Origin of the sequence: Marinobacter sp. S6332 (assembly GCF_023016045.1) — a bacterium.
In the GTDB taxonomy this organism is placed as follows: Bacteria; Pseudomonadota; Gammaproteobacteria; order Pseudomonadales; family Oleiphilaceae; genus Marinobacter.
In genome coordinates, this window is the sequence record NZ_JALKAP010000007.1 from 24,768 (window position 1) to 46,604 (window position 21,837).

Annotated in this window: 21 protein-coding genes; 18 read left to right on the top strand and 3 right to left on the bottom strand. The window is 52.6% G+C overall.

Going from position 1 to position 21,837, the window contains the following annotated elements:
- The first annotated feature begins 20 nt into the window (after window positions 1-20).
- Window positions 21-1,046, top strand: a complete 1,026-nt coding sequence (locus MWU62_RS11465; RefSeq protein WP_247115002.1) for a S49 family peptidase — start codon at window positions 21-23, stop codon at window positions 1,044-1,046.
- A gap of 17 nt (window positions 1,047-1,063) precedes the next feature.
- Here MWU62_RS11465 and MWU62_RS11470 read toward each other — a convergent pair whose 3' ends face one another.
- The gene (locus MWU62_RS11470) at window positions 1,064-1,660 is read right to left on the bottom strand and encodes a nucleoside triphosphate pyrophosphatase (RefSeq protein WP_247115218.1); all 597 of its coding nucleotides are present in this window, start codon (window positions 1,658-1,660) and stop codon (window positions 1,064-1,066) included.
- 134 nt (window positions 1,661-1,794) lie between these two features.
- On the opposite strand from MWU62_RS11470, the gene MWU62_RS11475 reads away from it, so the two are divergent.
- The 15 genes from MWU62_RS11475 (at window position 1,795) to MWU62_RS11545 (ending at window position 16,508) form a co-directional block, all read left to right on the top strand.
- On the top strand, window positions 1,795-2,349 hold the full coding sequence (locus MWU62_RS11475) for a YceD family protein (protein WP_247115004.1): 555 nt from the start codon (window positions 1,795-1,797) through the stop codon (window positions 2,347-2,349).
- A 103-nt stretch (window positions 2,350-2,452) separates the two neighbouring features.
- Window positions 2,453-2,632: a 50S ribosomal protein L32 gene (gene rpmF / locus MWU62_RS11480; RefSeq protein WP_200361407.1), complete on the top strand. Its 180-nt coding sequence runs from the start codon at window positions 2,453-2,455 to the stop codon at window positions 2,630-2,632.
- Window positions 2,633-2,675: 43 nt separating this feature from the next.
- Entirely contained in the window at window positions 2,676-3,677 is a 1,002-nt protein-coding gene (plsX, locus tag MWU62_RS11485; RefSeq protein ID WP_200361405.1) for a phosphate acyltransferase PlsX, read from the top strand.
- A 105-nt stretch (window positions 3,678-3,782) separates the two neighbouring features.
- Complete coding sequence (gene fabD / locus MWU62_RS11490) at window positions 3,783-4,721, top strand: ACP S-malonyltransferase (RefSeq protein ID WP_247115005.1); 939 nt, start codon at window positions 3,783-3,785, stop codon at window positions 4,719-4,721.
- A 74-nt stretch (window positions 4,722-4,795) separates the two neighbouring features.
- Entirely contained in the window at window positions 4,796-5,539 is a 744-nt protein-coding gene (fabG, locus tag MWU62_RS11495; RefSeq protein ID WP_247115006.1) for a 3-oxoacyl-ACP reductase FabG, read from the top strand.
- A 135-nt stretch (window positions 5,540-5,674) separates the two neighbouring features.
- Window positions 5,675-5,908 carry an acyl carrier protein gene (gene acpP / locus MWU62_RS11500; RefSeq protein ID WP_012136033.1) on the top strand — a complete coding sequence of 78 codons (234 nt, stop codon included), beginning with the start codon at window positions 5,675-5,677 and terminating at the stop codon, window positions 5,906-5,908.
- 138 nt (window positions 5,909-6,046) lie between these two features.
- Complete coding sequence (gene fabF, locus MWU62_RS11505; protein ID WP_247115008.1) at window positions 6,047-7,294, top strand: beta-ketoacyl-ACP synthase II; 1,248 nt, start codon at window positions 6,047-6,049, stop codon at window positions 7,292-7,294.
- A 6-nt stretch (window positions 7,295-7,300) separates the two neighbouring features.
- On the top strand, window positions 7,301-8,128 hold the full coding sequence (locus MWU62_RS11510; protein WP_247115009.1) for an aminotransferase class IV: 828 nt from the start codon (window positions 7,301-7,303) through the stop codon (window positions 8,126-8,128).
- Window positions 8,129-8,133: 5 nt separating this feature from the next.
- Window positions 8,134-9,186 carry an endolytic transglycosylase MltG gene (gene mltG / locus MWU62_RS11515; protein WP_247115011.1) on the top strand — a complete coding sequence of 351 codons (1,053 nt, stop codon included), beginning with the start codon at window positions 8,134-8,136 and terminating at the stop codon, window positions 9,184-9,186.
- Window positions 9,183-9,818, top strand: coding sequence for a dTMP kinase (gene tmk, locus MWU62_RS11520; RefSeq protein ID WP_247115013.1), 636 nt, complete (start codon window positions 9,183-9,185; stop codon window positions 9,816-9,818). The genes mltG and tmk overlap by 4 nt, the downstream gene beginning before the upstream one ends.
- A gap of 38 nt (window positions 9,819-9,856) precedes the next feature.
- Window positions 9,857-10,633 carry an AraC family transcriptional regulator gene (locus MWU62_RS11525; RefSeq protein ID WP_247115014.1) on the top strand — a complete coding sequence of 259 codons (777 nt, stop codon included), beginning with the start codon at window positions 9,857-9,859 and terminating at the stop codon, window positions 10,631-10,633.
- Window positions 10,634-10,937: 304 nt separating this feature from the next.
- Window positions 10,938-12,431: a sodium/proline symporter PutP gene (putP, locus tag MWU62_RS11530; protein WP_247115015.1), complete on the top strand. Its 1,494-nt coding sequence runs from the start codon at window positions 10,938-10,940 to the stop codon at window positions 12,429-12,431.
- 201 nt (window positions 12,432-12,632) lie between these two features.
- Window positions 12,633-13,640 (top strand): TAXI family TRAP transporter solute-binding subunit, encoded by a 1,008-nt coding sequence (locus MWU62_RS11535; RefSeq protein ID WP_247115017.1) that lies wholly within the window; start codon window positions 12,633-12,635, stop codon window positions 13,638-13,640.
- The gene (locus tag MWU62_RS11540) at window positions 13,640-15,775 is read left to right on the top strand and encodes a TRAP transporter permease (protein ID WP_247115018.1); all 2,136 of its coding nucleotides are present in this window, start codon (window positions 13,640-13,642) and stop codon (window positions 15,773-15,775) included. The genes MWU62_RS11535 and MWU62_RS11540 overlap by 1 nt, the downstream gene beginning before the upstream one ends.
- Complete coding sequence (locus tag MWU62_RS11545) at window positions 15,762-16,508, top strand: sulfite exporter TauE/SafE family protein (protein ID WP_247115020.1); 747 nt, start codon at window positions 15,762-15,764, stop codon at window positions 16,506-16,508. Before MWU62_RS11540 ends, MWU62_RS11545 begins: the two co-directional genes overlap by 14 nt.
- A gap of 80 nt (window positions 16,509-16,588) precedes the next feature.
- Here MWU62_RS11545 and MWU62_RS11550 read toward each other — a convergent pair whose 3' ends face one another.
- Window positions 16,589-19,183: a bifunctional aconitate hydratase 2/2-methylisocitrate dehydratase gene (locus MWU62_RS11550; protein WP_247115219.1), complete on the bottom strand. Its 2,595-nt coding sequence runs from the start codon at window positions 19,181-19,183 to the stop codon at window positions 16,589-16,591.
- Between the two features lie 214 nt (window positions 19,184-19,397).
- On the opposite strand from MWU62_RS11550, the gene miaE reads away from it, so the two are divergent.
- Complete coding sequence (gene miaE / locus MWU62_RS11555) at window positions 19,398-20,003, top strand: tRNA isopentenyl-2-thiomethyl-A-37 hydroxylase MiaE (protein WP_200361851.1); 606 nt, start codon at window positions 19,398-19,400, stop codon at window positions 20,001-20,003.
- A gap of 15 nt (window positions 20,004-20,018) precedes the next feature.
- Here miaE and MWU62_RS11560 read toward each other — a convergent pair whose 3' ends face one another.
- The gene (locus MWU62_RS11560; protein ID WP_200361368.1) at window positions 20,019-20,903 is read right to left on the bottom strand and encodes a LysR family transcriptional regulator; all 885 of its coding nucleotides are present in this window, start codon (window positions 20,901-20,903) and stop codon (window positions 20,019-20,021) included.
- A gap of 144 nt (window positions 20,904-21,047) precedes the next feature.
- On the opposite strand from MWU62_RS11560, the gene MWU62_RS11565 reads away from it, so the two are divergent.
- Entirely contained in the window at window positions 21,048-21,818 is a 771-nt protein-coding gene (locus tag MWU62_RS11565; RefSeq protein ID WP_200361366.1) for a ferredoxin--NADP reductase, read from the top strand.
- The last annotated feature ends 19 nt before the right edge of the window (window positions 21,819-21,837 follow it).

The window sequence follows — 21,837 nt, forward strand, 5'->3', positions numbered from 1 at the left end:
ACGTCTAACAGGAAAAACGCATGAGTGACTGGGATTCTGAAAAAACCCCGGAATGGGGTGATAAACCTGTAGAGCCGCGTTCCGGACGAAACCAGCCGCGCCTGCCGCCCGAATCCGGCCGCGACTGGAAGTTGATCGAAAAACTTGTGATGTCGTTACAGTCCGAGCAGCGTCGTAGCCGACGTTGGGGGGTGTTTTTCAAGTTTCTCACGTTTGCCTACCTGTTTGCTTTGCTGGTTATTGTCTGGTCGCCGTTTGGCGGCAGCTTGGAGGCGACAACGGGCAAGCACACCGCAATTGTCGAGATTAATGGCCCCATATCCGCTGATGAGCTTGCCAGTGCTGACAATATTGTTGGGTCTCTGCGTTCTGCGTTTGAGCAGGATAACGCCGTAGCGGTGATCTTGCGTATAAACAGCCCGGGCGGCAGTCCGGTTCAGTCCGGCTATGTGTACGATGAAATTAAGCGGTTGCGGGGCGAGTACCCCGAAAAGAAAGTCTATGCGGTGATCTCGGATATCGGAGCGTCCGGTGCCTATTATATTGCTGCTGCAGCTGATGAAATATACGCAAACCGGGCCAGTCTTGTTGGATCTATCGGCGTTGTGGCGGGTGGTTTCGGGTTTACCGGCGCAATGAACAAATTGGGTGTAGAGCGTAGGCTTTATACTGCAGGCGAGAACAAAGCGTTTCTAGACCCTTTCTCTCCCGAGCAAGAGGGAGAGGTGGAATTCTGGCAAAGTGTGCTTGAAAATACTCACAAGCAGTTTATCGAGGCCGTAAAACAGGGTCGCGGTGATCGTCTGGCAAACGATGAGCGCTTGTTCAGTGGTCTGGTGTGGAGCGGAGAGCAGGCGCTTGAGCTTGGGCTTGTGGATGGGTTGGGCAGCGCCTCCCATGTTGCTAGGCAGATCGTTGGTCAGGAGGAATTGATCGACTACAGCCGCCGCAAAGGTCCGTTGCGCGATCTTGTTGATCAGCTTGGCGTGTCTTTTGGTCAGGGCGTTGCCAGTCAGCTCGTTGAGTCGCGTCTGGAGCTGCGATAATAATTTGGGCGGGCTCGCTAGCCTTCCAGAAGCGGGTTTCTGCCCCAATCAATTAACATATTGTTGAGGGCGATTAAGGGAAGGCCAATAAGGCTGTTTGGGTCCTGCCCTTGCAGCTCTCGAAAGAGTGTTATGCCGAGGCCTTCCATTTTAAAACTGCCTGCGCAGTCGTAGGGTTCTTCTTTGCGAAGGTATGCCTCGATTTCCTGGGAAGTCAGGTTTCGGAAGTGCACGGTAAAATTTTCGCAGCAGGTTTGCAGTTTTCCGGAATCGGCGTCTAAAAGCGCCAGACCGGTCAGGAAGTTCACACTCTTGTTGCTGCTTTGCTCCAATTGCTGAATGGCTTTTGAATAGGTTCCCGGTTTGCTCAGCAAGGTGCCGTCGGGCAGTGTGGCCACCTGATCCGAGCCGATAACCCAGTGCCCCGGGTACTTGGGAGCCAGGGCTTGGGCTTTACTTCGAGCCAGGCGAATGGCTAGTTCTTTTGGGGTCTCTCCTTTTTTTGGGGATTCATCAATACTTGGACTGGCGCATGAGAAGGCGAGACCAAGTCTTGCAAGAAGCTCTTTGCGGTAGGGTGAGGATGAAGCCAGTAGCAAATGTTTATGGGGTATGGGCGATCCTTTAAGAATTTGCGCCAGTTTTTGAAGCGCATATCGTAGAATACACCTACGGAAACCGGAACCCCTGAGCAAAAGCCGACGAAGTCTTTGACAGCGGCGAGCTTCGCCCCTAGAATTGCGCGCCTATGTCAAATGCGTCTAGTGCCGAGTTGCCAAAAATAGTCGATCCGTACAAGTTGGCGGAACACGAAAGCATACTGGAGGGAGAAATTCCTCTCGATGCCTTGCCTCGTTTCCGTGAAGCTGTTTTGGGGTTCGATGATGGTGCTGTCTGTCGCGTAAAGCTGTCTTTTTATAAAGATAGCCAGCGTCGCCGCATTGTTACGGGGGAATTGGAGGCTCCGGTTAATCTGGAGTGTCAGCGCTGCATGGGGCCTATGAAGTCTGTTTTGGCTTCTCGGTTTACACTGGGGCTGGTGACCAGCGACGAACAGGCGCAGGGGTTACCAAAAGATCTTGAGCCATTTCTGACTGATGATTTCAGTGCGGATCTGTGGTCAATGACCGAAGACGAGTTGCTGCTGGTGTTGGCTCCTTATCCGCTTCATGACCGGGGTGACTGCCCTGCGAGTGAAGAGTTGGAAGCTTATGAGTCAGATGATTCTTCTGAAGTGCCAGAGAAGAAGCAAGCCGACAACCCGTTCAGTGTGCTAGCAGGGCTCAAGAATACAAAGCATTAATTAGGGCGTGGGCCTTCTGATGAAGACCGGCGCAATCAACGAACAAACGTTATTCGTATCCCTATCCAAGTAAAGTTTACGTTAACAGGTCAGGAGTAGAACCATGGCTGTACAGAAGAACCGTAAGACTCGTTCCAAGCGTGGCATGCGTCGTGCCCACGATGCTCTCAGCACTGCAGCTCTGAGCACTGATTCAACAACCGGTGAAGTTCATCGTCGTCACCACGTGTCTCCGGACGGGTTTTACCGTGGTAAGCAGGTGATCGAGTCTAACGACGAGTAATCTCGTTGCATTACCGCACAATCCTCAGTCGAGTGGGCAAGCGGTGAAGCCGGTTACCATAGCGATTGATGCTATGAGTGGCGATCGGGGTGCCGCAGTAGTTGTTGCTGCAGCCCTCGAAGCGGTGCGCGAAAACAAAGCCTTGAGTTTTATTCTGGTGGGAATCCGGAGTGAGCTTGAGGCTTTTTTGCATGATGGGCATCCGCGAATTCGCATTGTTGAAGCTGCAGATGTCGTGCGCATGAATGAGCGCCCCTCCCATGCGCTGCGGCATAAGAAAAACTCGTCTATGGCGATTGCTTTGAGCCTGGTCCGTGATGGCGAAGCTCAGGGGTGTGTTAGTGCGGGTAATACCGGTGCTTTAATGGCGTTTGGCCGCTCTATTATCCGCATGTACCCGGGTATTGAGCGCCCGGCAATAGCCAAGTTGATACCTTCGCTAAGAGGGCGCTGCCATGTTCTGGATCTTGGCGCCAACGTGGATTCCAGCGCCGAGAACCTCTATCAGTATGCGTTGATGGGTTCTTTGATGGCCTCGGCAATCTGCAGCCAGGGCGAGCCCCGCGTAGCTTTGCTGAATGTGGGCGAGGAAGAAATAAAAGGCAACGAACAGGTTCGTCTAGCCTCCCATATGCTTGCCCAGTGTGATTCGATTAACTACATCGGCTATGTAGAGGGTAGTGATTTGTTCCGCGATGTCGCGGATGTAGTGGTGTGCGATGGCTTTGTGGGCAATATTGCACTGAAAACCGGAGAAGGTGTCGCCGGGCTATTGATTGAACTTATGGAGCAAGCATTTACCCGCACGCTATACGGTCGCTTTGTGGGCCTGCTGGCTCGCCCCATCATTGGGCGTCTTCTGCGCTTGATGGACCCTTCCCGCCATAATGGCGCGAGTCTTCTTGGTCTTCAGGGCGTGGTTATTAAAAGCCATGGCAATGCCAATGAACGCGCTATGCTGGCCGCCATTCGTCAGGCGGTTCGTGAAGTTGAGCTTGAAGTGCCAAGGCGCATTAACGAGCGCCTTGATGATCTGATGCTTTGAAAGCATAAAGCTTGGCCGCTTGGCCCGGCTTACTCGCGCAAACATCAGTCAGGTTGTACTATTGGCTAATCTCCTGAAACTTCCAATAACGATAAGATCCCGCTTATGAAATCAGCCTTTATATTTCCCGGACAGGGTTCCCAATCGGTTGGCATGCTATCCGGTGCTGCCGATTCTTGGCCCATGATCAACAAAACCTTCGCTGAAGCGTCTAACGTGCTTGGCTACGATCTGTGGCACCTGTGCCAGAAAGGCCCGGCAGAAGAGCTCAATCAGACTATGAATACCCAGCCAGCAATGCTAACGGCCAGTGTTGCACTATGGCGGGAATGGTTTGTGGCGGGTGGGCCGCGACCGGATTTTCTGGCGGGCCACAGCTTAGGCGAATACAGTGCGCTAGTGGCGGCTGAAAGCCTCGATTTTGTTGAAGCTGTCAAACTTGTGCGCTTGCGCGGCGAATTGATGCAAGAAGCCGTTCCTGCAGGCGAAGGCAAGATGGCTGCTATTCTTGGATTGGAAGATGCAGACGTTGTTGCGGCCTGTGAAGAGGCGGCCAACGGCGATGTAGTGTCCGCAGTGAACTTTAATGCGCCTGGACAGGTGGTGATTGCGGGTTCGGCTGCAGCAGTTGAGCGCGCCATTGAAGCCTGCAAGGCAAGAGGCGCCCGTAAGGTCATGCCTCTGCCAGTTAGTGTTCCCTCTCACTGCGCTCTAATGAATGATGCCGCAGAAGAATTGGCTCAGGCTCTGGATGACGTTCGTTTTAACGATGCAGTCATTCCTGTAATACAGAATGTTAACGCTGCAGCTGTTACAGATTCGGCTACACTGAAGGCTAATCTCATAAAGCAGCTTTATTCGCCGGTGCTATGGGCGGATTCGGTGCGTACTCTGGTTGGGAGCGATGTTAAGGTTGCTCTTGAGTGCGGCACTGGCAAAGTGCTGGCCGGGCTGGCCAAGCGGATTGATCGAGGGCTTGCCGTTCATGGCATGGAAGATCCCGAATCACTGAAGGCTGCGCTTGCTGCATTTGAACAGTCATAAGGATGTCTTGAGAACATTCTTAAAATGCTTTGAAAACGTCATGATAAATAAGTCGTGGTAAAAGGGAGTCCTAAATGTCTCTGGAAGGCAAGACAGCACTGGTAACCGGTGCTACCCGTGGAATCGGAAAAGCCATCGCTCTAGCACTTGCTAGTCAGGGTGCGGAGGTTGTGGGTACTGCAACCAGCGCTGATGGCGCAGCAACCATTACAGAGACCCTCAAGTCTGCGGGTGCCAATGGTTATGGCATTGTAATGAACGTAGCTGATCCTGAAAGCATCGAAGCGGGTCTGAAAGAGATTGCAGAGAAATCAGCAGCCCTTCTGATTTTGGTCAATAATGCAGGCATCACCCGTGATAATCTGCTGATGCGGCTTAAGGACGACGATTGGGCATCGGTGCTCGAAACCAACCTCTCAAGCGTGTACCGTACGAGTAAAGCTGTTATTCGGGGTATGGCAAAGGCACGCTGGGGACGCATTATTAACGTCAGCTCGGTGGTGGCAAGCATGGGTAATGCCGGGCAGGCCAACTATTGTGCCGCAAAGGCCGGTGTTGAGGGCTTTACCCGCAGTCTAGCCAAAGAAATGTCGAATCGGGGTATCACAGCGAACAGTGTTGCGCCCGGATTTATCGACACAGACATGACAAAAAAACTGGACGACAAGCAACGCGAGGCTATGCTGGAAATCATACCCGCGGGTCGTTTGGGGCAGCCTGAAGAAGTAGCGGCTATTGTTGCTTTTCTGGCATCGGATGCTGCCGGTTACGTGACTGGAGAAACCATTCATGTAAACGGTGGGATGTACATGGGATAAGCTCCGGTTTCGGGGCTCGTGCGCAACTCCTTGTCGCACAACATGTTTAACCGGATCCCTGCTTGTTTGCAGGTAGGGTTTACACTAAACTGGCAGCACTTGAGTTGCTTGGTAGATACACAAAGTGAGGACATTATGAGTACAGTTGAAGAGCGCGTTAAGAAGATTGTTTGTGAACAGCTGGGCGTTAAAGAGTCCGAAGTTCAGAACTCATCTTCTTTTGTTGAGGATCTAGGCGCTGACTCACTGGACACCGTTGAGCTGGTGATGGCACTGGAAGAAGAATTTGAAACTGAAATTCCAGACGAAGAAGCCGAGAAGCTAGCCAGTGTTCAGGACGCGATCGACTACATCGTCGCGCATACCTGATACTCTGCATTTTAGTTAGCCAGGCTAGAAGCCGTCCTTGTCATTCAATGAAGGACGGCTTTTTTATTGCCAAAAATTGCCCGTGATTCGGGTCTTTTCAGTAATGCCGATAGATGAAACGATCAGGTGAGTGGAGCTATGAGTAAACGGCGGGTTGTTATCACTGGTATGGGAATGCTGTCCCCATTGGGAAACGATGTTACATCTTCCTGGGAGGGTATTTTAGCTGGACGCAGCGGAATCGGAATGATCGACCGTTTTGACGCGTCTGAGTACAACACTCGCATCGGTGGTGCAATCAGAGATCTGGATCTGGAGTCTTATCTCTCCTCCAAAGAAGCTAGAAAGCTGGATGCGTTTATTCACTACGGTTTGATCGCAGCCCAACAGGCCGTTGATGATAGTGGTCTAGCGAGCTACGAAGCTCTGGACCTTTACCGGGCGGGCATTGCTATCGGTTCGGGTATTGGCGGGCTGGAATACATCGAAAAAAGCGTTCTGACGATGGACAAGTCTGGCCCGCGCAAGGTATCGCCGTTCTTTGTTCCAGCCTCCGTTATCAACATGATCTCAGGCAACGCAGCCATTCGTTTCGGATATCGTGGGCCGAATATTGCCATCGTGACGGCCTGCACCACGGGTACACATAATATCGGATATGCTGCACGCACTATTGCCTATGGCGATGCGGATGTCATGTTGGCCGGTGGCTCTGAAATGGCAACCACTCGCACAGGCGTTGCTGCGTTTGCTTCAGCTCGCGCACTTTCAACCCGAAATGACGAACCAGAGAGAGCCAGCCGCCCATGGGATAAGGATCGCGACGGATTTGTGCTAAGCGACGGTGCTGGCGTTGTAGTCATGGAGGAGCTGGAGCATGCTAAAAAGCGGGGAGCCACTATTTATGGTGAACTAGTCGGCTTTGGCATGAGCGATGATGCCCACCACATTACAGCACCGCCGGAAGCCGGTGAGGGTGCTGCTCGGTCAATGCAGAATGCGTTGCGGGATGCGGGCCTGAAGCCTGAAGATGTTGATTATATCAATGCCCATGGCACCTCAACACAGGTCGGCGATGTGGCCGAAATTGCAGCGGCCAAACGCGTATTTGGCAGTCACGCGGCTCGACTGGCTATGAGCAGTACCAAATCCATGACCGGGCATTTGTTGGGTGCTGCTGGTGCCGTTGAAGCTATCTTTTCTCTGCTGGCTATACGCGATGGTGTGCTGCCGCCAACGATAAATCTCGACAACCCGGATGAGGGCTGCGACCTAGATCTGGTGCCCAATACCTGCCGCAAATCTGATGTTCGTGTAGTTTTGTCTAACTCGTTCGGCTTTGGTGGCACCAACGGCACTTTGATTATGCGCCGCTTCGAAGGCTAGGGCGCAATGTTCAACCTGTACTGGGCTGATGAAAGTGGCTTTCCCGCAGGTGACCGAGGCGCCGCATACGGTGACGGCCTTTTCGAAACCATAAGAATGCACGGCAATCGAGGTGTGCTTTTATCGCGCCACCTCGACCGCATGATTCGCGACGCGGGAAGGTTAGGTATCCCAGTTGCCCCCAGAGATCTAAGTAAAGCCTACAGCGCCGCCGTTAGCCGTTATGCATCTCGATTCACTGGTAAAGCAGGCGACGACTGGGTTCTCAAGTTGACCCTAACCAGAGGGGAGGGGGGGCGTGGGTACCAGCCCGGTGCCGGTATACGGCCGAATTTAATGGTGTCCGCCAGCCCCATGCCTGCATTGCCATCCCCCTCAGGTGTTGCGGTGGATTTCTCCCGGGTTCCGCTTACGGTGAACCCCCTGCTTACCGGCATAAAATCACTCAACCGGCTGGAGCAAGTGATGGCTGCTAGAGAGATTGAAGGTGAGCTGTTTGAAGTCATTATGGCTGACAATGACGGGAATCTGGTTGAGGGTACCCGTACCAACTTACTTCTCAAGGTGCCTAATGGCTGGGTTACCCCGCCCACCAAAAGCCTTGCCGTCGCCGGTATACTGCGGCAGTGGTTGTTGGAACGACTCCGTGCAAATGGGGAGCTTGTTTTAGAGCGCGCCATGGGTATCGGGGATGTTATGGCTCCGGATTGTGAGGGGCTTTACCTTCTGAATAGTGTTTTGGGCATTGTTCCCGTGCGCCAACTTGCTGGTCAGGATTTGCCTGCAGATGATGGAGTTGCGACAATCTTTAATCCTCTCGAACTGTTGGAATAATTCGCTTGTTCAAGAAATTTCTTATCGCGGTAATTTGTGCTGCCGTGCTTGTTGTTGCGGGCACGGGGCTGTGGGTGTGGCACGGGCTTGGTTCTCTGTCTAAACCGGTTACTTTGACCGAGCCGGTGCTGTTTGATGTTCCCAGCGGCACAGCTTTTAATGATGTTGCCCGGCAGTTGCACAGCCGCGAACTGGTGGACGATAGCCTGTGGGTACGAATTTATGGTCGCTTGTTTCCCGATCAGGCCAGAATAAAGGCAGGGGAGTATGAGTTTACCGATGGCATGAGCGCTGAAGCTATGCTTTCTAAAATGGTTGCGGGCGATACCAAACATTGGTCAGTGCAGTTTATAGAGGGCTGGACCTTCCGCGACATGCGCTCAGCCCTCGCAGCCACTGAGCGCCTTGAGAAGCTTACGTCTGAATGGTCGGATGCTCAAATCATGGAAGCTGTCGGTGCTGAGGGAGAGCATCCCGAGGGGCGGTTTTTCCCCGACACTTACCTGTTTACCAGCAGCGAGTCAGACCTTGATTTGCTCCGGCGTTCCTTTCGTCGTATGGAGTCCGTGCTTGCCGATGAGTGGGAGAGCCGCGCCGAGGGCCTGCCATACGATAATGCATACGAGGCTTTGATTATGGCATCCATTGTAGAGCGCGAAACCGGTGCGCCCCACGAGCGAGATCAGGTAGCGGGTGTATTTGTTCGGCGGTTGAAAAAGGGGATGCGATTGCAGACGGATCCTACCGTAATCTACGGCATGGGTGATAAGTACAAAGGCCGTGTAGGCAGCAAAGACCTGCGCACCCACACGCCGTATAACACTTACCGCATTAGCGGGTTGCCCCCAACACCCATTGCTTTGCCGGGCCGTGAAGCCATACATGCATCCTTGCATCCGGGCTCCGGCAAGGCTTTGTATTTTGTTGCCCGCGGTGACGGTACCCATAAGTTTTCGAACACATTAGCTGAGCACCAAAAAGCCGTTCGTGCGTTTCAACTCAATCGCCGGTCGGATTACCGGTCTTCACCTGCTCCCGACAAGGATGAGAACAAATGACTGTCCGTGGCCGTTTTATTACCTTCGAGGGAACCGAGGGTGTGGGCAAGTCGACCCAGATCACTAACGCTGCTGAAACCCTTAAAGAACTGGGGATTGACTGCATAGTGACCCGAGAGCCGGGTGGCACGCCCATGGCTGAAGCGATTCGAGAAGTGCTTTTGGCGCCCCGAGACGAGCCGGTGAACGATCTCACTGAACTACTACTAATGTTTGCTGCCCGCGCACAGCACTTGCACACGCTTATTCTTCCGGCGTTAGAGAAGGGGCGGTGGGTGCTTTGTGATCGTTTTACTGATGCCACATTTGCTTATCAGGGCGGGGGCCGTGGTGTACCAATCGAGCGTATTGCTCTGCTGGAAACCTTAGTGCAGGGGGAGATACGTCCAGATCACGTGGTGTTATTGGATGCGCCAGTCGAAACCGGCATGATGCGGGCGAGGCATCGGGGGCAGTTGGATCGTTTTGAACAAGAGGCGATTTCTTTTTTTCAGCGTATTCGCGATACCTATCTGGCCCGCGCTGGTGCCGAGCCGTCCCGCTATAATATCGTGGAAGCAGCGGGCTCAATCGAGCAAGTCAGTACCCATGTTCGCGAACTTATGTGCAAGTTCGGGTCGGATCTGCTTTAATTGAGTTACATTCTCACTCAAAGGTTCCGGTTGCGTCTATGCTGGATGCCCGTTTACTTAAGCTCCCAATTGCATCTCACCAGCACTGCCATGAACATCATCAGATAGTCATTGGTGTTCAAGGTGAGGCAGATTTGAGTGTTGACGGAACCGGCTCTCATCTTGACACCTGGAAAGCCTGTTTGGTGCCTACAGAAGCCAAACATGATTACTGCGGTGACCAACAAAATCACATGATGGTCATCAATCTTGACCCTTCTACTCCTGCTATGACTACTCCGAACCATGCCGACTATGAGCGCATGGTTCGTGTTTTCGAAAAGCCCCGAACGATCCAAATGGATAGCAGTTTGCAGGGGCTGGTTCAGTTTGCAGCTGGCGAGTTTGACCGTTCGCCCGGCAATCTTGCAATGCACGGCCATCTTGCCGCTAGCATCCTCTATTGCATGGCTGACAGAGTCGTAGACCCTAAGGTGGTGCCCCATCGCCACAGTCTCAGTCCAGATGCCATGCAGCGCTACATACGGGCCAATCTGCATCGGAAGATTAGCGTAAAGGAGTTAGCCAGTGAGGCCTGCTTGAGTGTGAGCCGCTTTCACGAAGTATTTCGCGAAGTGGTTGGAACTACGCCGCACCAATTTTTGTTACAAGCACGTCTCAATCAGGCTGTTAATCTTTTAGCCTCAACATCACTTTCGGTGTCGGAAATCAGCTATCGTGTCGGCTTCTCGTCTCAAAGTGCCCTGACGAATGCGTTGCGTAAACACAAGGGTACGACCCCCACGAGACTGCAAGCCCGTGACGTTGTTGCCTGACCGGTTTTGAAATAAACCTACTCCCGTAGAATTCTATAAAAGAATCGTAGGATTTTGTAAGCCGCAAATACGTAGTAATACTAGGCTTGTCGTGTCAAATCCCGTCCTGTCGAGCTGTTGGCCGGGGTGGTCGCAAATTGCCAATACTTAACTATAGTTAAGGCAAAGAGTGCGACACGTTGCCTCGCTCAAGTTCGAAAGGCATCCCAGTAAACAAGAAGAATCACACAGTAAGCTGGCGCTCGCGCCAGATCTGTGCTTTTGCGAGCGGATATAATCCGACTCATTAAACCGGAGGAGTTCCATGGCTATTGGTGTTTGGATTAGTCTATTTGCTTATTTTGCGGTGATGATTGGCATCGGCCTGTTTGCGATGCGCACATCTACTTCCTCATCCGAGGATTACATGCTTGGCGGCAGGGGGCTCAGTCCCAAGGTAGCAGCTTTGTCTGCGGGCGCGTCGGACATGAGTGGTTGGTTGCTTCTGGGTCTTCCGGGTGCGATGTACGTATCGGGTCTGGCTTCTGCCTGGATCGGTGTTGGTCTGTTTGTTGGCGCATTTATTAACTGGGTTCTCGTTGCACCCAGATTGCGCGCACAGACAGTTCATTATGGCAACGCACTGACTATTCCAGCCTTCCTGGCCAATCGCTTTCCCACTAAGGCCCTACCACTTAGAACTGTAGCAGCGGTTGTTATTGTCGTGTTCTTCTCGGTTTATACAGCCTCCGGCCTGGTAGCAGGTGGCAAGCTGTTTGAAAGTGCATTTGCCGGAATTTTCAACTTCGGTGGTTTGGGTGATTACGGCGTAGGTATTGTCATAACGTTGGGTGTTGTACTCGCCTATACAGTAGTTGGCGGGTTCTTGGCTGTAAGCATGACCGACTTTGTTCAGGGCTGCATCATGATGGTTGCGCTGGTACTCATGCCGGCCGTTGTTCTATTTGGCGAAGGCGGTGGCGGCTTTGCTCAGGCGACTGCAACGTTGAATGAAGTGGATCCCACTCTACTTTCCTGGACAGAGGGGCTTACCTTTATTGGATGGCTCTCAGCAGTAACCTGGGGTCTGGGTTACTTTGGTCAGCCGCACATTATCGTCCGCTTTATGGCAATCCGGTCAGTTAAAGAAGTCCCGACAGCTCGCAACATCGGCATGTCCTGGATGGCAATTTCCCTGATTGGTGCGATTGGTCTTGGTATCTTCGGCCGTGCTTACGCAGTGCGCAATGGCATGCAGATTGACGACCCCGAAACCATCTTCATCATTCTTGCAGACTTGCTGTTCCACCCGCTGATTACAGGCTTCCTGTATGCAGCCCTGTTGGCCGCCGTTATGAGTACTATCTCCAGCCAGCTTCTGGTGGCATCTTCGTCACTGACAGAAGACTTTTACCGCTTGTTCCTGCGTAAAGAAGCAGGTGATCGCGAGTGTGTAAACGTTGGCCGTGTGTGTGTCGTTTTGGTTGGTCTTGTGGCTGCTGTTATCGCCTCTGACCCCAATTCAAACGTTTTGAGTTTGGTTGGTAACGCATGGGCAGGCTTTGGTTCGGCGTTTGGACCTCTGATTATTCTCGCACTCATGTGGCCGCGCACCAACGGTGCTGGCGCACTGGCCGGTATGATTGCAGGTGCAGCTACTGCGATGATCTGGGTGTCCTTGGGCTGGAACGGTGAATTCATGGGTGGCCCTGGCGTTTATGAAATCATGCCTGGCTTCGTGGCCTCGTTCATTGCTATCGTGGTGGTAAGCCTTGCTACTTCCGATGCCAATGAGTATCAGGCAGTCGATCATAGCTAAGCAGTTGAGCTAAAGATTGAGACGTTAGAAATGAGAAAAAGGGCTCCTGCGGGGGCCCTTTTTATGCTTAGTGCGCCCATTCCTAAAAGCCTTCAGTGGCTCGGTAGAATAAGGAATTAGCCAGACGGGATACTAGGGACTATCTTTAATGGGCTAGATTTAGACGAATGCGCTAAAAATAATGATAAATGGAGCAGTTTTATGAGAAATAACAAGATGTTGAAGTGTGCGTCGGGGCTGTTGGCGGCGGCGATGGTTACGCTTTCGGTCGGGGTTCAGGCCGAGGGCAACTACGTTATGGGTACTGCTACAACGGGTGGAACCTACTACCCTGTAGGCGTGGCTGTTTCAACGCTTATCAAAGTGAAGCTCGAGCCCTCAACGAATATATCGGTTTCTGCGATCAGTTCCGCAGGTTCTGGCGAAAACCTAAAACTTATGGACGAAGACCAGATTCAATTCGGCATTCTCCAGGGGCTTTACGGTGCATACGCGTGGAATGGTTCGGGGCCTGTCCCCAAGGCCTATAAAAACCTGCGTTCCGTATCCATGCTTTGGCAGAACGTTGAGCACTTTGTAGTGACCAATAAGGTTATGAAAACTGGCACCATTGAAGATATGAAGAACCTCTATGGGGAGAGTTTTTCCATTGGTGCTAGAAACTCAGGAACCGAAGGCTCTGGCCGCTTCATTTTGGGTAAGGTCGGCATTGATCTGGAGAAGGTCAATCTTGCTTATCAAGGCTACGGTCCGAGTGCGGATGCTCTACAGAATGGCAATATTGATGGTATGAACATACCGGCAGGCGTACCCGCAGCGGCAGTGACAAGAGCGTACGCTAACATGGGCGAGAAGCTTACTACTCTGGATTTCACGCCGGAGCAGATTGCACAGGTCAACAGTGATTTCGAGTTATGGACAGCCTACACCATTCCTGCGGGCACCTACCCGAAGCAAAATGAAGACATTAACACCATAGCCCAGCCTAACATTCTGGCAGTCCGCGACGATGTGTCAGAAAACGATGTTTACGAAATCACCAAAACCATCTATGAAAACCTACCTTTCCTAAACAACATCCACCCGGCAACCAAGGCGATGGCTCTGGAAAAAGCGATTGCTGGCTTACCTATGCCACTCCATCCCGGCGCGGCGCGTTTCTATAAGGAACAAGGGTTGAAGATTCCTGATCGTCTGATTGCGCAGTAATGGTGGCAGATAATACACATAACGAGCCTGTCGTTGCGGTTCGTGACGAGAGCGCAAGCGAGGCGGCTGAGCGTTTAGAGCACCGGCTAATCGGGCCGGTGGTCTTCTGGCTTGCAATTGCAACGGCTCTCGTTCACCTCTACTTCAACACGCTCTCCACCCTGTCGGAGTTGTGGAGTTCTGCTCTACACTTCGGCCTCTTTGGACTGATTTGTACTCTGACCACGCCCATGCTTAAGGCCCGCTCCGCCAGCGGGCAGCGGTTTGTGCTTGGCATTGACCTTATGCTCGGGTTTACCGCGCTTGCCTGTGCTTTTTACCTGATCATCTTTGAGGATGATTTGTATCAGCGAGGGTTTAATTTTGACACCGGCGACTGGCTTGTATCCATCGTATCAGTCGCACTGATATTGGAGCTGGCGCGCCGCACCGTGGGCTGGTTTATCCCCGTTCTTTGTGTGGTGGCGTTAACCTATGTGGCTTGGTGGGGTCAGTATGTTGACGGTATTTTCAATTTCCCCGGCTTGTCTTGGGAAACGGTTTTGTATCGTTCCTATATCGGCGGCCAAGGAATGTTAGGCTCCATCGCCCGAATTTCCTGGACCTACGTGTTCATGTTCATCTTATTCGGTGCTTTTCTGGTTAAGTCTGGGGCAGGGGATTTCATCATAGAATTGGCGCGCTGCGCGGCGGGGCGTTTTGTGGGTGGCCCTGGGTTTGTCGCGGTATTTGCTTCCGGCCTTATGGGGTCGGTCTCGGGCTCCAGTGTTGCCAATACGGTTTCTACCGGCGTGATTACCATTCCGCTGATGCGGAAGGCGGGCTTTCCAGCGCGTTTTGCGGCCGGTGTAGAAGCGGCAGCCTCCACAGGTGGCCAGCTTATGCCTCCGGTGATGGGGGCAGGGGCATTTATCATGGCCTCGTATACTCAGGTGTCCTACCTCACCATTATTGGCGTTGCGGCTCTGCCTGCACTTCTGTATTTCATTTCCGTAGCCATGTTTGTTCGTATTGAGGCCAAGCGTAGCCATGCAGTCAAATTGGAAGACGACGCCGCACCGTCACTCAAAGACGTTCTCAAAGGTGGTTGGCATTTTCTCTTGCCCTTGATCGTTTTGGTTGCGGCCCTTGTGTATGGATTCACTCCAACTTACGCGGCGGGGATAGCCATTGTGTCGGTTATAGTTGCGTCTTGGCTTTCAAAGAACCCTATGGGGTTTAGGGATATCCTCGACGCTCTGGCGATGGGTACCCGAAATATCACCACTACTGCGATATTGTTGATCACAGTGGGCCTCATTGTGATGGTTGTGTCCACTACGGGTATAGGCAATACCTTTTCGCTGATGATTACCGACTGGGCCGGTGGAAGTTTGTTAATTACCATCCTTCTAGTGGCTTTGGCTTCGCTCATCTTGGGGATGGGGCTGCCTGTAACCGCTGCCTATATTGTGCTCGCGACACTTTCGGCACCGGCAATTTACAACCTCATCGCTCAAAGCCAGTTGGTGGAGCTCATGGTAAACGGCAATTTACCGGATCAGGCGAAAGCCATTTTTATGCTTGCCGCCCCTGAGCGCCTGCCGCTGTTAGACGCGCCTATGGATGTGGCAACCGCCCGCGAGATGCTCGCTCTGGTGCCAGACACCTTTAGTGGCCAACTTTTGGAACAGGCGTTATCTCCGGCAGCTCTTTCGATGTTGTTGGTGGCAGCCCACATGATTATTTTTTGGTTGTCGCAGGATTCCAACGTTACGCCACCGGTTTGTTTGACCGCCTTCGCTGCTGCCGCTATTGCGGGAACGCCACAGATGCGCACTGGGTTTACCGCCTGGAAGCTTGCCAAGGGTTTGTATATAGTGCCTTTGCTGTTTGCCTACTCCCCTCTTATTACCGGAGATTTCACCGAAATGATTCAGGTGTTCTGTTTTGGGCTGTTTGGTATCTACGCCATTATTGCAGGCCTTGAAGGCTATCTTGAGCACAAGCTCAACCTGCTGGTGCGGGTTCTAATGTTTCCCCTCGGCGCCCTTATGCTATGGCCCCATGGCCAGATATTGGTTGATGGTGCGGGGCTGATTGTTTTTCTTACAGTGTTGGTCTGGAGTAGTCGAGCGCAGCATGACAGCGCTTGATGTAATGGCACTGCTGGCGCTTGGCGGTATTGCAGGGTTCATTAACGTGCTTTCGGCTGGCGGCTCTATGCTAACTCTGCCGCTTTTAATGCTTCTGGGTTTGCCGCCACAGGTAGCCAACGGCACCAACAGGGTTGCAATCATTCTGCAGAGCACAACAGCGGTGGCGGGCTTCAAACGCCTCGGCCATGGCAATCTCCGGGTAAGCCTGCATCTGGCTGTGCCAGCTGTTCTAGGGTCGCTATTAGGGGCTTGGGTAGCGACTTGGGTCGCTGATGCCGTATTTGAGGTGGTGCTGATCGCTGCCATGATTGGTGCGTCTGTGTTTATGCTGCTGCCCCAGCCTAAGCTGGATACCAATCCGCTAACACCAGAGCGGCTTGGACCGGTTATTTATGCCGCCATGTTTTTGATTGGCGTCTACGGTGGCTTTATTCAGGTGGGTGTAGGCGCTCTGTTTATCGTTGTTTTGTACCGCATGCTGCGCATAGATCTTCGGCAGGTCAATGTGTTCAAGGTGTCTATTATTTTATTATACACCGTCCCAGCTTTGATGGTGTTTGCCATTAATGATCAAGTTCGGTGGGGCATGGGCTTGGTTCTCGCCGCTGGCAACATCACGGGCGCGTTTGTGGCCGTTAAAGTGAATTTGAGTGAGAAGGGCGCGCAATGGGTAAAGTGGATTACCTTGTTTATGGCGGGCGCAATACTGGTTCGGCTGATGTTCTACTAACGAAACAGAGACAGCGGCCATAAAAAACGCCAACCCGGAGGTTGGCGTTTTTCGTGGAGCTAACCCTTAAAGGTTATTGCTTATGCAATGTTCGCTTCAGCAGCCTTCTTGGTGTAGTTCTCCATCTGGTCGAAGTTCAGATACTTGTAGATCTCTGAAGACATACTGTTCAAATCCTTTGCGTACTCCATGTACTCCTGAGGAGTAGGGAGTTTGCCTAGAATTGCGCCTACAGCTGCCAGTTCCGCAGACGTCAGGTACACATTTGCGCCATCGCCCAGACGGTTCGGGAAGTTACGGGTAGATGTAGACAGAACGGTAGACTTGGGAGCTACACGCGCCTGGTTACCCATGCACAGGGAGCAACCCGGCATCTCGGTGCGAACACCGGCCGTGCCGTAGATGTTGAAGTAGCCTTCTTCCATCAACTGGGCCTGGTCCATCTTGGTGGGTGGTGACATCCACAGACGGGTGCTCAGGTTGCCCTTATGTTGCTCAAGCAACTTACCAGCGGCACGGAAGTGACCGATGTTGGTCATGCAGGAGCCGATAAATACCTCGTCTACCTTGTCGCCAGCCACTTCTGACAGGAAGCGTGCGTCGTCCGGATCGTTCGGGCAGCACACGATCGGCTCTTTGATATCCGCCAGGTCGATTTCTACAACGTGTGCGTACTCAGCGTCTTTGTCAGCACGCATAAGCTTCGGATCGGCCAGCCACTCTTCCATCTGCTGTGCACGGCGCTCCAGAGTGCGCGGGTCGCCGTAACCTTCAGCGATCATCCAGCGCAGCATAGTGATGTTGGAGCGCAGGTACTCTGCTACAGACTCTTCAGACAGGTTGATGGTACAACCCGCAGCGGAGCGCTCGGCAGACGCATCAGACAACTCGAATGCCTGCTCAACGGTCAGGTTCTCAAGGCCTTCGATTTCCAGAATGCGGCCGGAGAATTCGTTGATTTTGCCTTTCTTCTCAACGGTCAACATGCCTTGCTTGATACCGTAGAGAGGAATGGCGTGTACCAAGTCACGCAACGTGATACCCGGCTGCATTTCGCCTTTAAAGCGAACCAGTACGGACTCAGGCATGTCCAGAGGCATAACGCCGGTTGCTGCAGCAAAAGCGACCAAGCCAGAACCGGCCGGGAAAGAAATGCCCATTGGGAAGCGGGTGTGGGAGTCACCACCGGTACCAACAGTGTCTGGCAGTAGCATGCGGTTCAACCAGGAGTGGATGATGCCGTCGCCAGGACGAAGGGCAACACCGCCACGGGTTTGAATGAAGTCTGGCATGGTGTGCTGCATTTCAACGTCAACCGGCTTCGGGTAGGCCGCCGTGTGACAGAAAGACTGCATAACCAGATCTGCCTGGAAGCCCAGACACGCCAGATCTTTCAGTTCGTCGCGAGTCATCGGGCCAGTTGTGTCCTGAGAACCCACGGTGGTCATGTGTGGCTCGCAGTAGGTTCCGGGGCGAACGCCTTGGCCTTCGTCCAGGCCACAAGCCTTGCCGACCATCTTCTGGCCTAGAGTAAAGCCTTTGGTTCCAGCTTCCGGATCTTTTGGAAGGCGGAAGAGGTCGGTTGCGCCCAGACCCAGCGCTGCGCGCGCCTTGGCGGTCAGGCCACGGCCGATGATCAGAGGAATACGGCCGCCAGCCTGAACTTCATCCAGAATAACGTCAGATTTGAAATCGAACTCGGAGATGGTTTCGCCGGCTTCGTTCAAAATCTTGCCTTCGTATGGGCGGATTTCAATAACATCGCCCATGTTCATGTTGTCTACAGGTGCTTCGAATACCAGCGCGCCCGCATCTTCCATTGTGTTGAAGAAGATCGGGGCAACCTTGTTACCAATACAAACACCACCGGCACGCTTGTTCGGCACACCTGGAATGTCTTCGCCGAAAAACCACAGCACCGAGTTGGTAGCAGATTTACGGGAAGAGCCAGTACCGACAACGTCGCCAACGAAAGCAACTGGCAGGCCTTTGGCTTTGATTTCATCAATCTGGCTCATAGGGCCAGTAACACCGGGTTCTTCCGGCTTCAGGCCATCGCGTTCCATTTTGTAAGCAGCGCGGGCGTGCAGCGGGATGTCCGGGCGGGACCAGGCGTCCGGAGCCGGAGACAGGTCGTCAGTGTTGGTTTCGCCGGTAACCTTGAATACCACCATCTTGGTGCTTTCAGGAACCTTGTTTTTGTTAGTGAACCACTCGGCGTTGGCCCAAGACTCAACAACAGATTTAGCAACGGCGTTGCCAGCATCCATTTTTTCTTTAACGTCGTTGAATGCGTCAAACATCAGCAGTGTGTGCTTTAACTCTTCACCGGCCAACTCTGCCAGTTCGGCGTTGTCCAGTAGGTCAACCAACGTGGAAATGTTGTAGCCACCCTGCATCATGCCTAGCAGCTGTACCGCTTTTTTATTGTCGATCAGAGGGGAAGAGGCTTCGCCTTTAACAATCGCGCTCAGAAAAGCAGCTTTTACATAAGCGGCTTCATCTACGCCTGGCGGAATACGATTTTCCAGCAGGTCTACCAGAGTTTCTTCTTCACCGGCTGGTGGGTTTTTCAACAGTTCAACCAGAGCTGCAGTCTGCTCGGCGTTCAATGGCTTGGGGGGGATGCCCAGGGCAGCACGTTCTGCAACGTGTTCACGATAAGCTTCTAACACGATATGAACCCTCATCAGTTGGTATGTCCCGCACATTTGGCAATACGCCTGGCGGGAGTTTTATGGCGGAAAGACCGTAAGTTGGCGCTGCATTCTATAGGAAAGCCCTTATAAAGTTAAGCTGGACAGAGGTCGGAGAAAGCTGATAGCTGCGCTATAATCGCCGGCCCTTTGAATTGACGTTGCCGCTTCTATGAACCAAAAAACCGATTCCATGACCCAAGCGCTCCAAGAAATCCATGAGTTTCTGCCGTGCGTTACGCCGCAGCAATGGATTGATAACGCGCTGGCCAATCAGGATTTGATGCTGATAGACCACGCCCATTGCGAGAAAAAAGCCGCCTCTACAGCGCTCAGCTTGATGTACCGCTATGTTGATAACAGCAATCTGCTCAATAAAATGTCCCGGTTGGCCCGGGAGGAATTGCGCCACTTCGAGCAGGTTTTGGCGATCATTGATAAGCGCGGCGTGGCCTATTGCCACCTGACTCCTGCGCGGTATGCCGCAGGCTTACGTAAGGAGGTGCGCACGGATGACCCCGGGCGGCTGGTGGATGTGATGATTGTGGGTGCTATCATCGAGGCCCGCTCATGTGAACGGTTTGCCGCTCTGGTTCCCTTTTTGGATGAGGAACTGGCGGCTTTCTACAGCAGCTTGCTCAAGTCCGAGGCGCGCCATTACCGGGACTATCTGGAGTTGGCTGTACAGGCCAATCAAGGCCCGGTAGATGAGCGGGTTGCAGAGTTCACGGCAATTGAACGGCAGCTCATTCTGGAACCGGATAGCGAGTTCCGCTTTCACAGCGGGCCGGTGAGCTGACATTTGGGAAGAGAGTCAGGCAAGCGCACGGCACAGCCCGATCCATGCATCAATGCCTGCACTCCGGTACTTTTGTTTGTGCAGTATGAAATAGAACTGGCGTTCAAAGTTCCGGCTTTCGGGCGTTTTCAGTGGCACCAAGCTGCCGCGCTTGAAAGCATCTTCAAGTACCACCTCCGACAAGCAGCCTATGCCCAGATTTGCTTCTACGGCGCGCTTTATGGCTTCTGTATGCTCCAGTTCCAGTAAAACGTTAAGGTTTGGAAGCAGGCCGTGCATGCCGCGATCAAAGCTCTGGCGAGTTCCGGAGCCTTCCTCCCTCATGATCCAGGTCGCATCGCGAAGATCCTCGTCTGTTAATGTTCCTTTTTTCGCCAATGGGTGCGAAGGTGAACAGAACACTACCAATTGATCGCCGCGCCAAGGCAAGACTTCAAGTTCTGATGATTGCAGTTCGCCTTCGATAAGGCCGATATCAAGTTCGAAGTCTTTGACGCGGCGCGCGATGGTGCTGGTATTGGCCACCTCCAACGACACTCTGGGCTGAGTAGGGGTATTCATGTATTGGGCCATAACGCCAACGGCCAGATAGTTACCTATTGTTAAGGTGGCGCCAACTTTCAATGCGCCAACTTCGGAATGTTTGCTAAAAGCCTGTTCCAGCTCCGTCGCTTGAGCCAGCACAGCTTCTACCTTGGGTCGGTATAGCCGCCCGAGCTCATTCAGCTGCAGGCGCTTGCCAACACGATCGAACAGTTGGATATCAAACTGGTTTTCCAGTTCTTTGAGTGCGCTGCTAGCAGCAGACTGAGACATAGCCAGCGATTCAGCCGCACGGGTAATATTTTGGAAGTGCGCTGCCGCTAAAAAGACTTCGAGTTGCCGGAAGCTGTATTTCATAACAAAATGCTCTAAATCGATGTAGCCGAATAAGGTTATGGGAATATCCCATTTCATCGATAGGTTAGAGATGGGATAGACTTTAGGCAATTCATATTTGCAACATTCGCCGTCAATAGCGAACCGGACAGGCAAGAGGTTTTCATGAGTAACTTGGCAAAAGAAACAGTGACCAGCGTTCATCACTGGAACGATACCCTGTTCAGCTTCAAGACCAGCCGTGACCCTGGATTCCGATTCAAAAACGGCCACTTTGTAATGATTGGTCTGGAGTCTGAAGGCAAGCCGCTGATGCGTGCTTACAGCATCGCCAGTGCAAATTACGAAGAAGAGCTAGAGTTCTTCTCAATCAAGGTGCAAGACGGCCCGTTAACGTCCCGTTTGCAGAAGATTCAGGTCGGTGATGAAATTCTGGTGAGTCGCAAGCCTACCGGAACTCTGATTTTGGATAACCTGCTGCCCGGGAAAAATCTCTGGTTGATCAGTACCGGTACCGGGCTGGCGCCGTTCATGAGCATCATCAAAGACCCTGAAGTGTACGAGGCCTTTGATAAAGTTATCCTCACCCACGGCGTGCGTTATGTTTCAGAGCTTGCCTATCAGCAAGAGATTGAAGAATTACCCGAAAACGAGTTTTTCGGTGAGATGGTTAAAGGCAAGCTGGAATACTACCCAACCGTTACCCGTGAGCCTTTCCGCAACGAGGGCAGGCTTACTCGGGCCATGCAGAGTGGCAAGATAACCAGTGATTTTGGTTTGCCTAAGTTAAACCCTGAAGATGATCGATTCATGATCTGCGGAAGCCCGAGCATGCTGAAGGATACCTGCTCCATTCTTGATGAAATGGGCTTTAAAGAGGCCAGAGGCGGTGACATGGGGCACTACGTGATTGAGCGGGCGTTTGTTGAGAAGTAAGGCTGCAGCTCGGAAGTTC

What these genes read in the sequence shown, in the direction of transcription:
- MWU62_RS11465 (WP_247115002.1), top strand. Translation starts at nt 21, where the DNA reads ATGAGTGACTGGGATTCTGAAAAAACCCCGGAATGGGGTGATAAACCT.
- MWU62_RS11475 (WP_247115004.1), top strand. Translation starts at nt 1,795, where the DNA reads ATGTCAAATGCGTCTAGTGCCGAGTTGCCAAAAATAGTCGATCCGTAC.
- rpmF (WP_200361407.1), top strand. Translation starts at nt 2,453, where the DNA reads ATGGCTGTACAGAAGAACCGTAAGACTCGTTCCAAGCGTGGCATGCGT.
- fabD (WP_247115005.1), top strand. Translation starts at nt 3,783, where the DNA reads ATGAAATCAGCCTTTATATTTCCCGGACAGGGTTCCCAATCGGTTGGC.
- fabG (WP_247115006.1), top strand. Translation starts at nt 4,796, where the DNA reads ATGTCTCTGGAAGGCAAGACAGCACTGGTAACCGGTGCTACCCGTGGA.
- acpP (WP_012136033.1), top strand. Translation starts at nt 5,675, where the DNA reads ATGAGTACAGTTGAAGAGCGCGTTAAGAAGATTGTTTGTGAACAGCTG.
- fabF (WP_247115008.1), top strand. Translation starts at nt 6,047, where the DNA reads ATGAGTAAACGGCGGGTTGTTATCACTGGTATGGGAATGCTGTCCCCA.
- MWU62_RS11510 (WP_247115009.1), top strand. Translation starts at nt 7,301, where the DNA reads ATGTTCAACCTGTACTGGGCTGATGAAAGTGGCTTTCCCGCAGGTGAC.
- tmk (WP_247115013.1), top strand. Translation starts at nt 9,183, where the DNA reads ATGACTGTCCGTGGCCGTTTTATTACCTTCGAGGGAACCGAGGGTGTG.
- MWU62_RS11525 (WP_247115014.1), top strand. Translation starts at nt 9,857, where the DNA reads ATGCTGGATGCCCGTTTACTTAAGCTCCCAATTGCATCTCACCAGCAC.
- putP (WP_247115015.1), top strand. Translation starts at nt 10,938, where the DNA reads ATGGCTATTGGTGTTTGGATTAGTCTATTTGCTTATTTTGCGGTGATG.
- MWU62_RS11535 (WP_247115017.1), top strand. Translation starts at nt 12,633, where the DNA reads ATGAGAAATAACAAGATGTTGAAGTGTGCGTCGGGGCTGTTGGCGGCG.
- MWU62_RS11540 (WP_247115018.1), top strand. Translation starts at nt 13,640, where the DNA reads ATGGTGGCAGATAATACACATAACGAGCCTGTCGTTGCGGTTCGTGAC.
- MWU62_RS11545 (WP_247115020.1), top strand. Translation starts at nt 15,762, where the DNA reads ATGACAGCGCTTGATGTAATGGCACTGCTGGCGCTTGGCGGTATTGCA.
- miaE (WP_200361851.1), top strand. Translation starts at nt 19,398, where the DNA reads ATGACCCAAGCGCTCCAAGAAATCCATGAGTTTCTGCCGTGCGTTACG.
- MWU62_RS11560 (WP_200361368.1), bottom strand. Translation starts at nt 20,903, where the DNA reads ATGAAATACAGCTTCCGGCAACTCGAAGTCTTTTTAGCGGCAGCGCAC.
- MWU62_RS11565 (WP_200361366.1), top strand. Translation starts at nt 21,048, where the DNA reads ATGAGTAACTTGGCAAAAGAAACAGTGACCAGCGTTCATCACTGGAAC.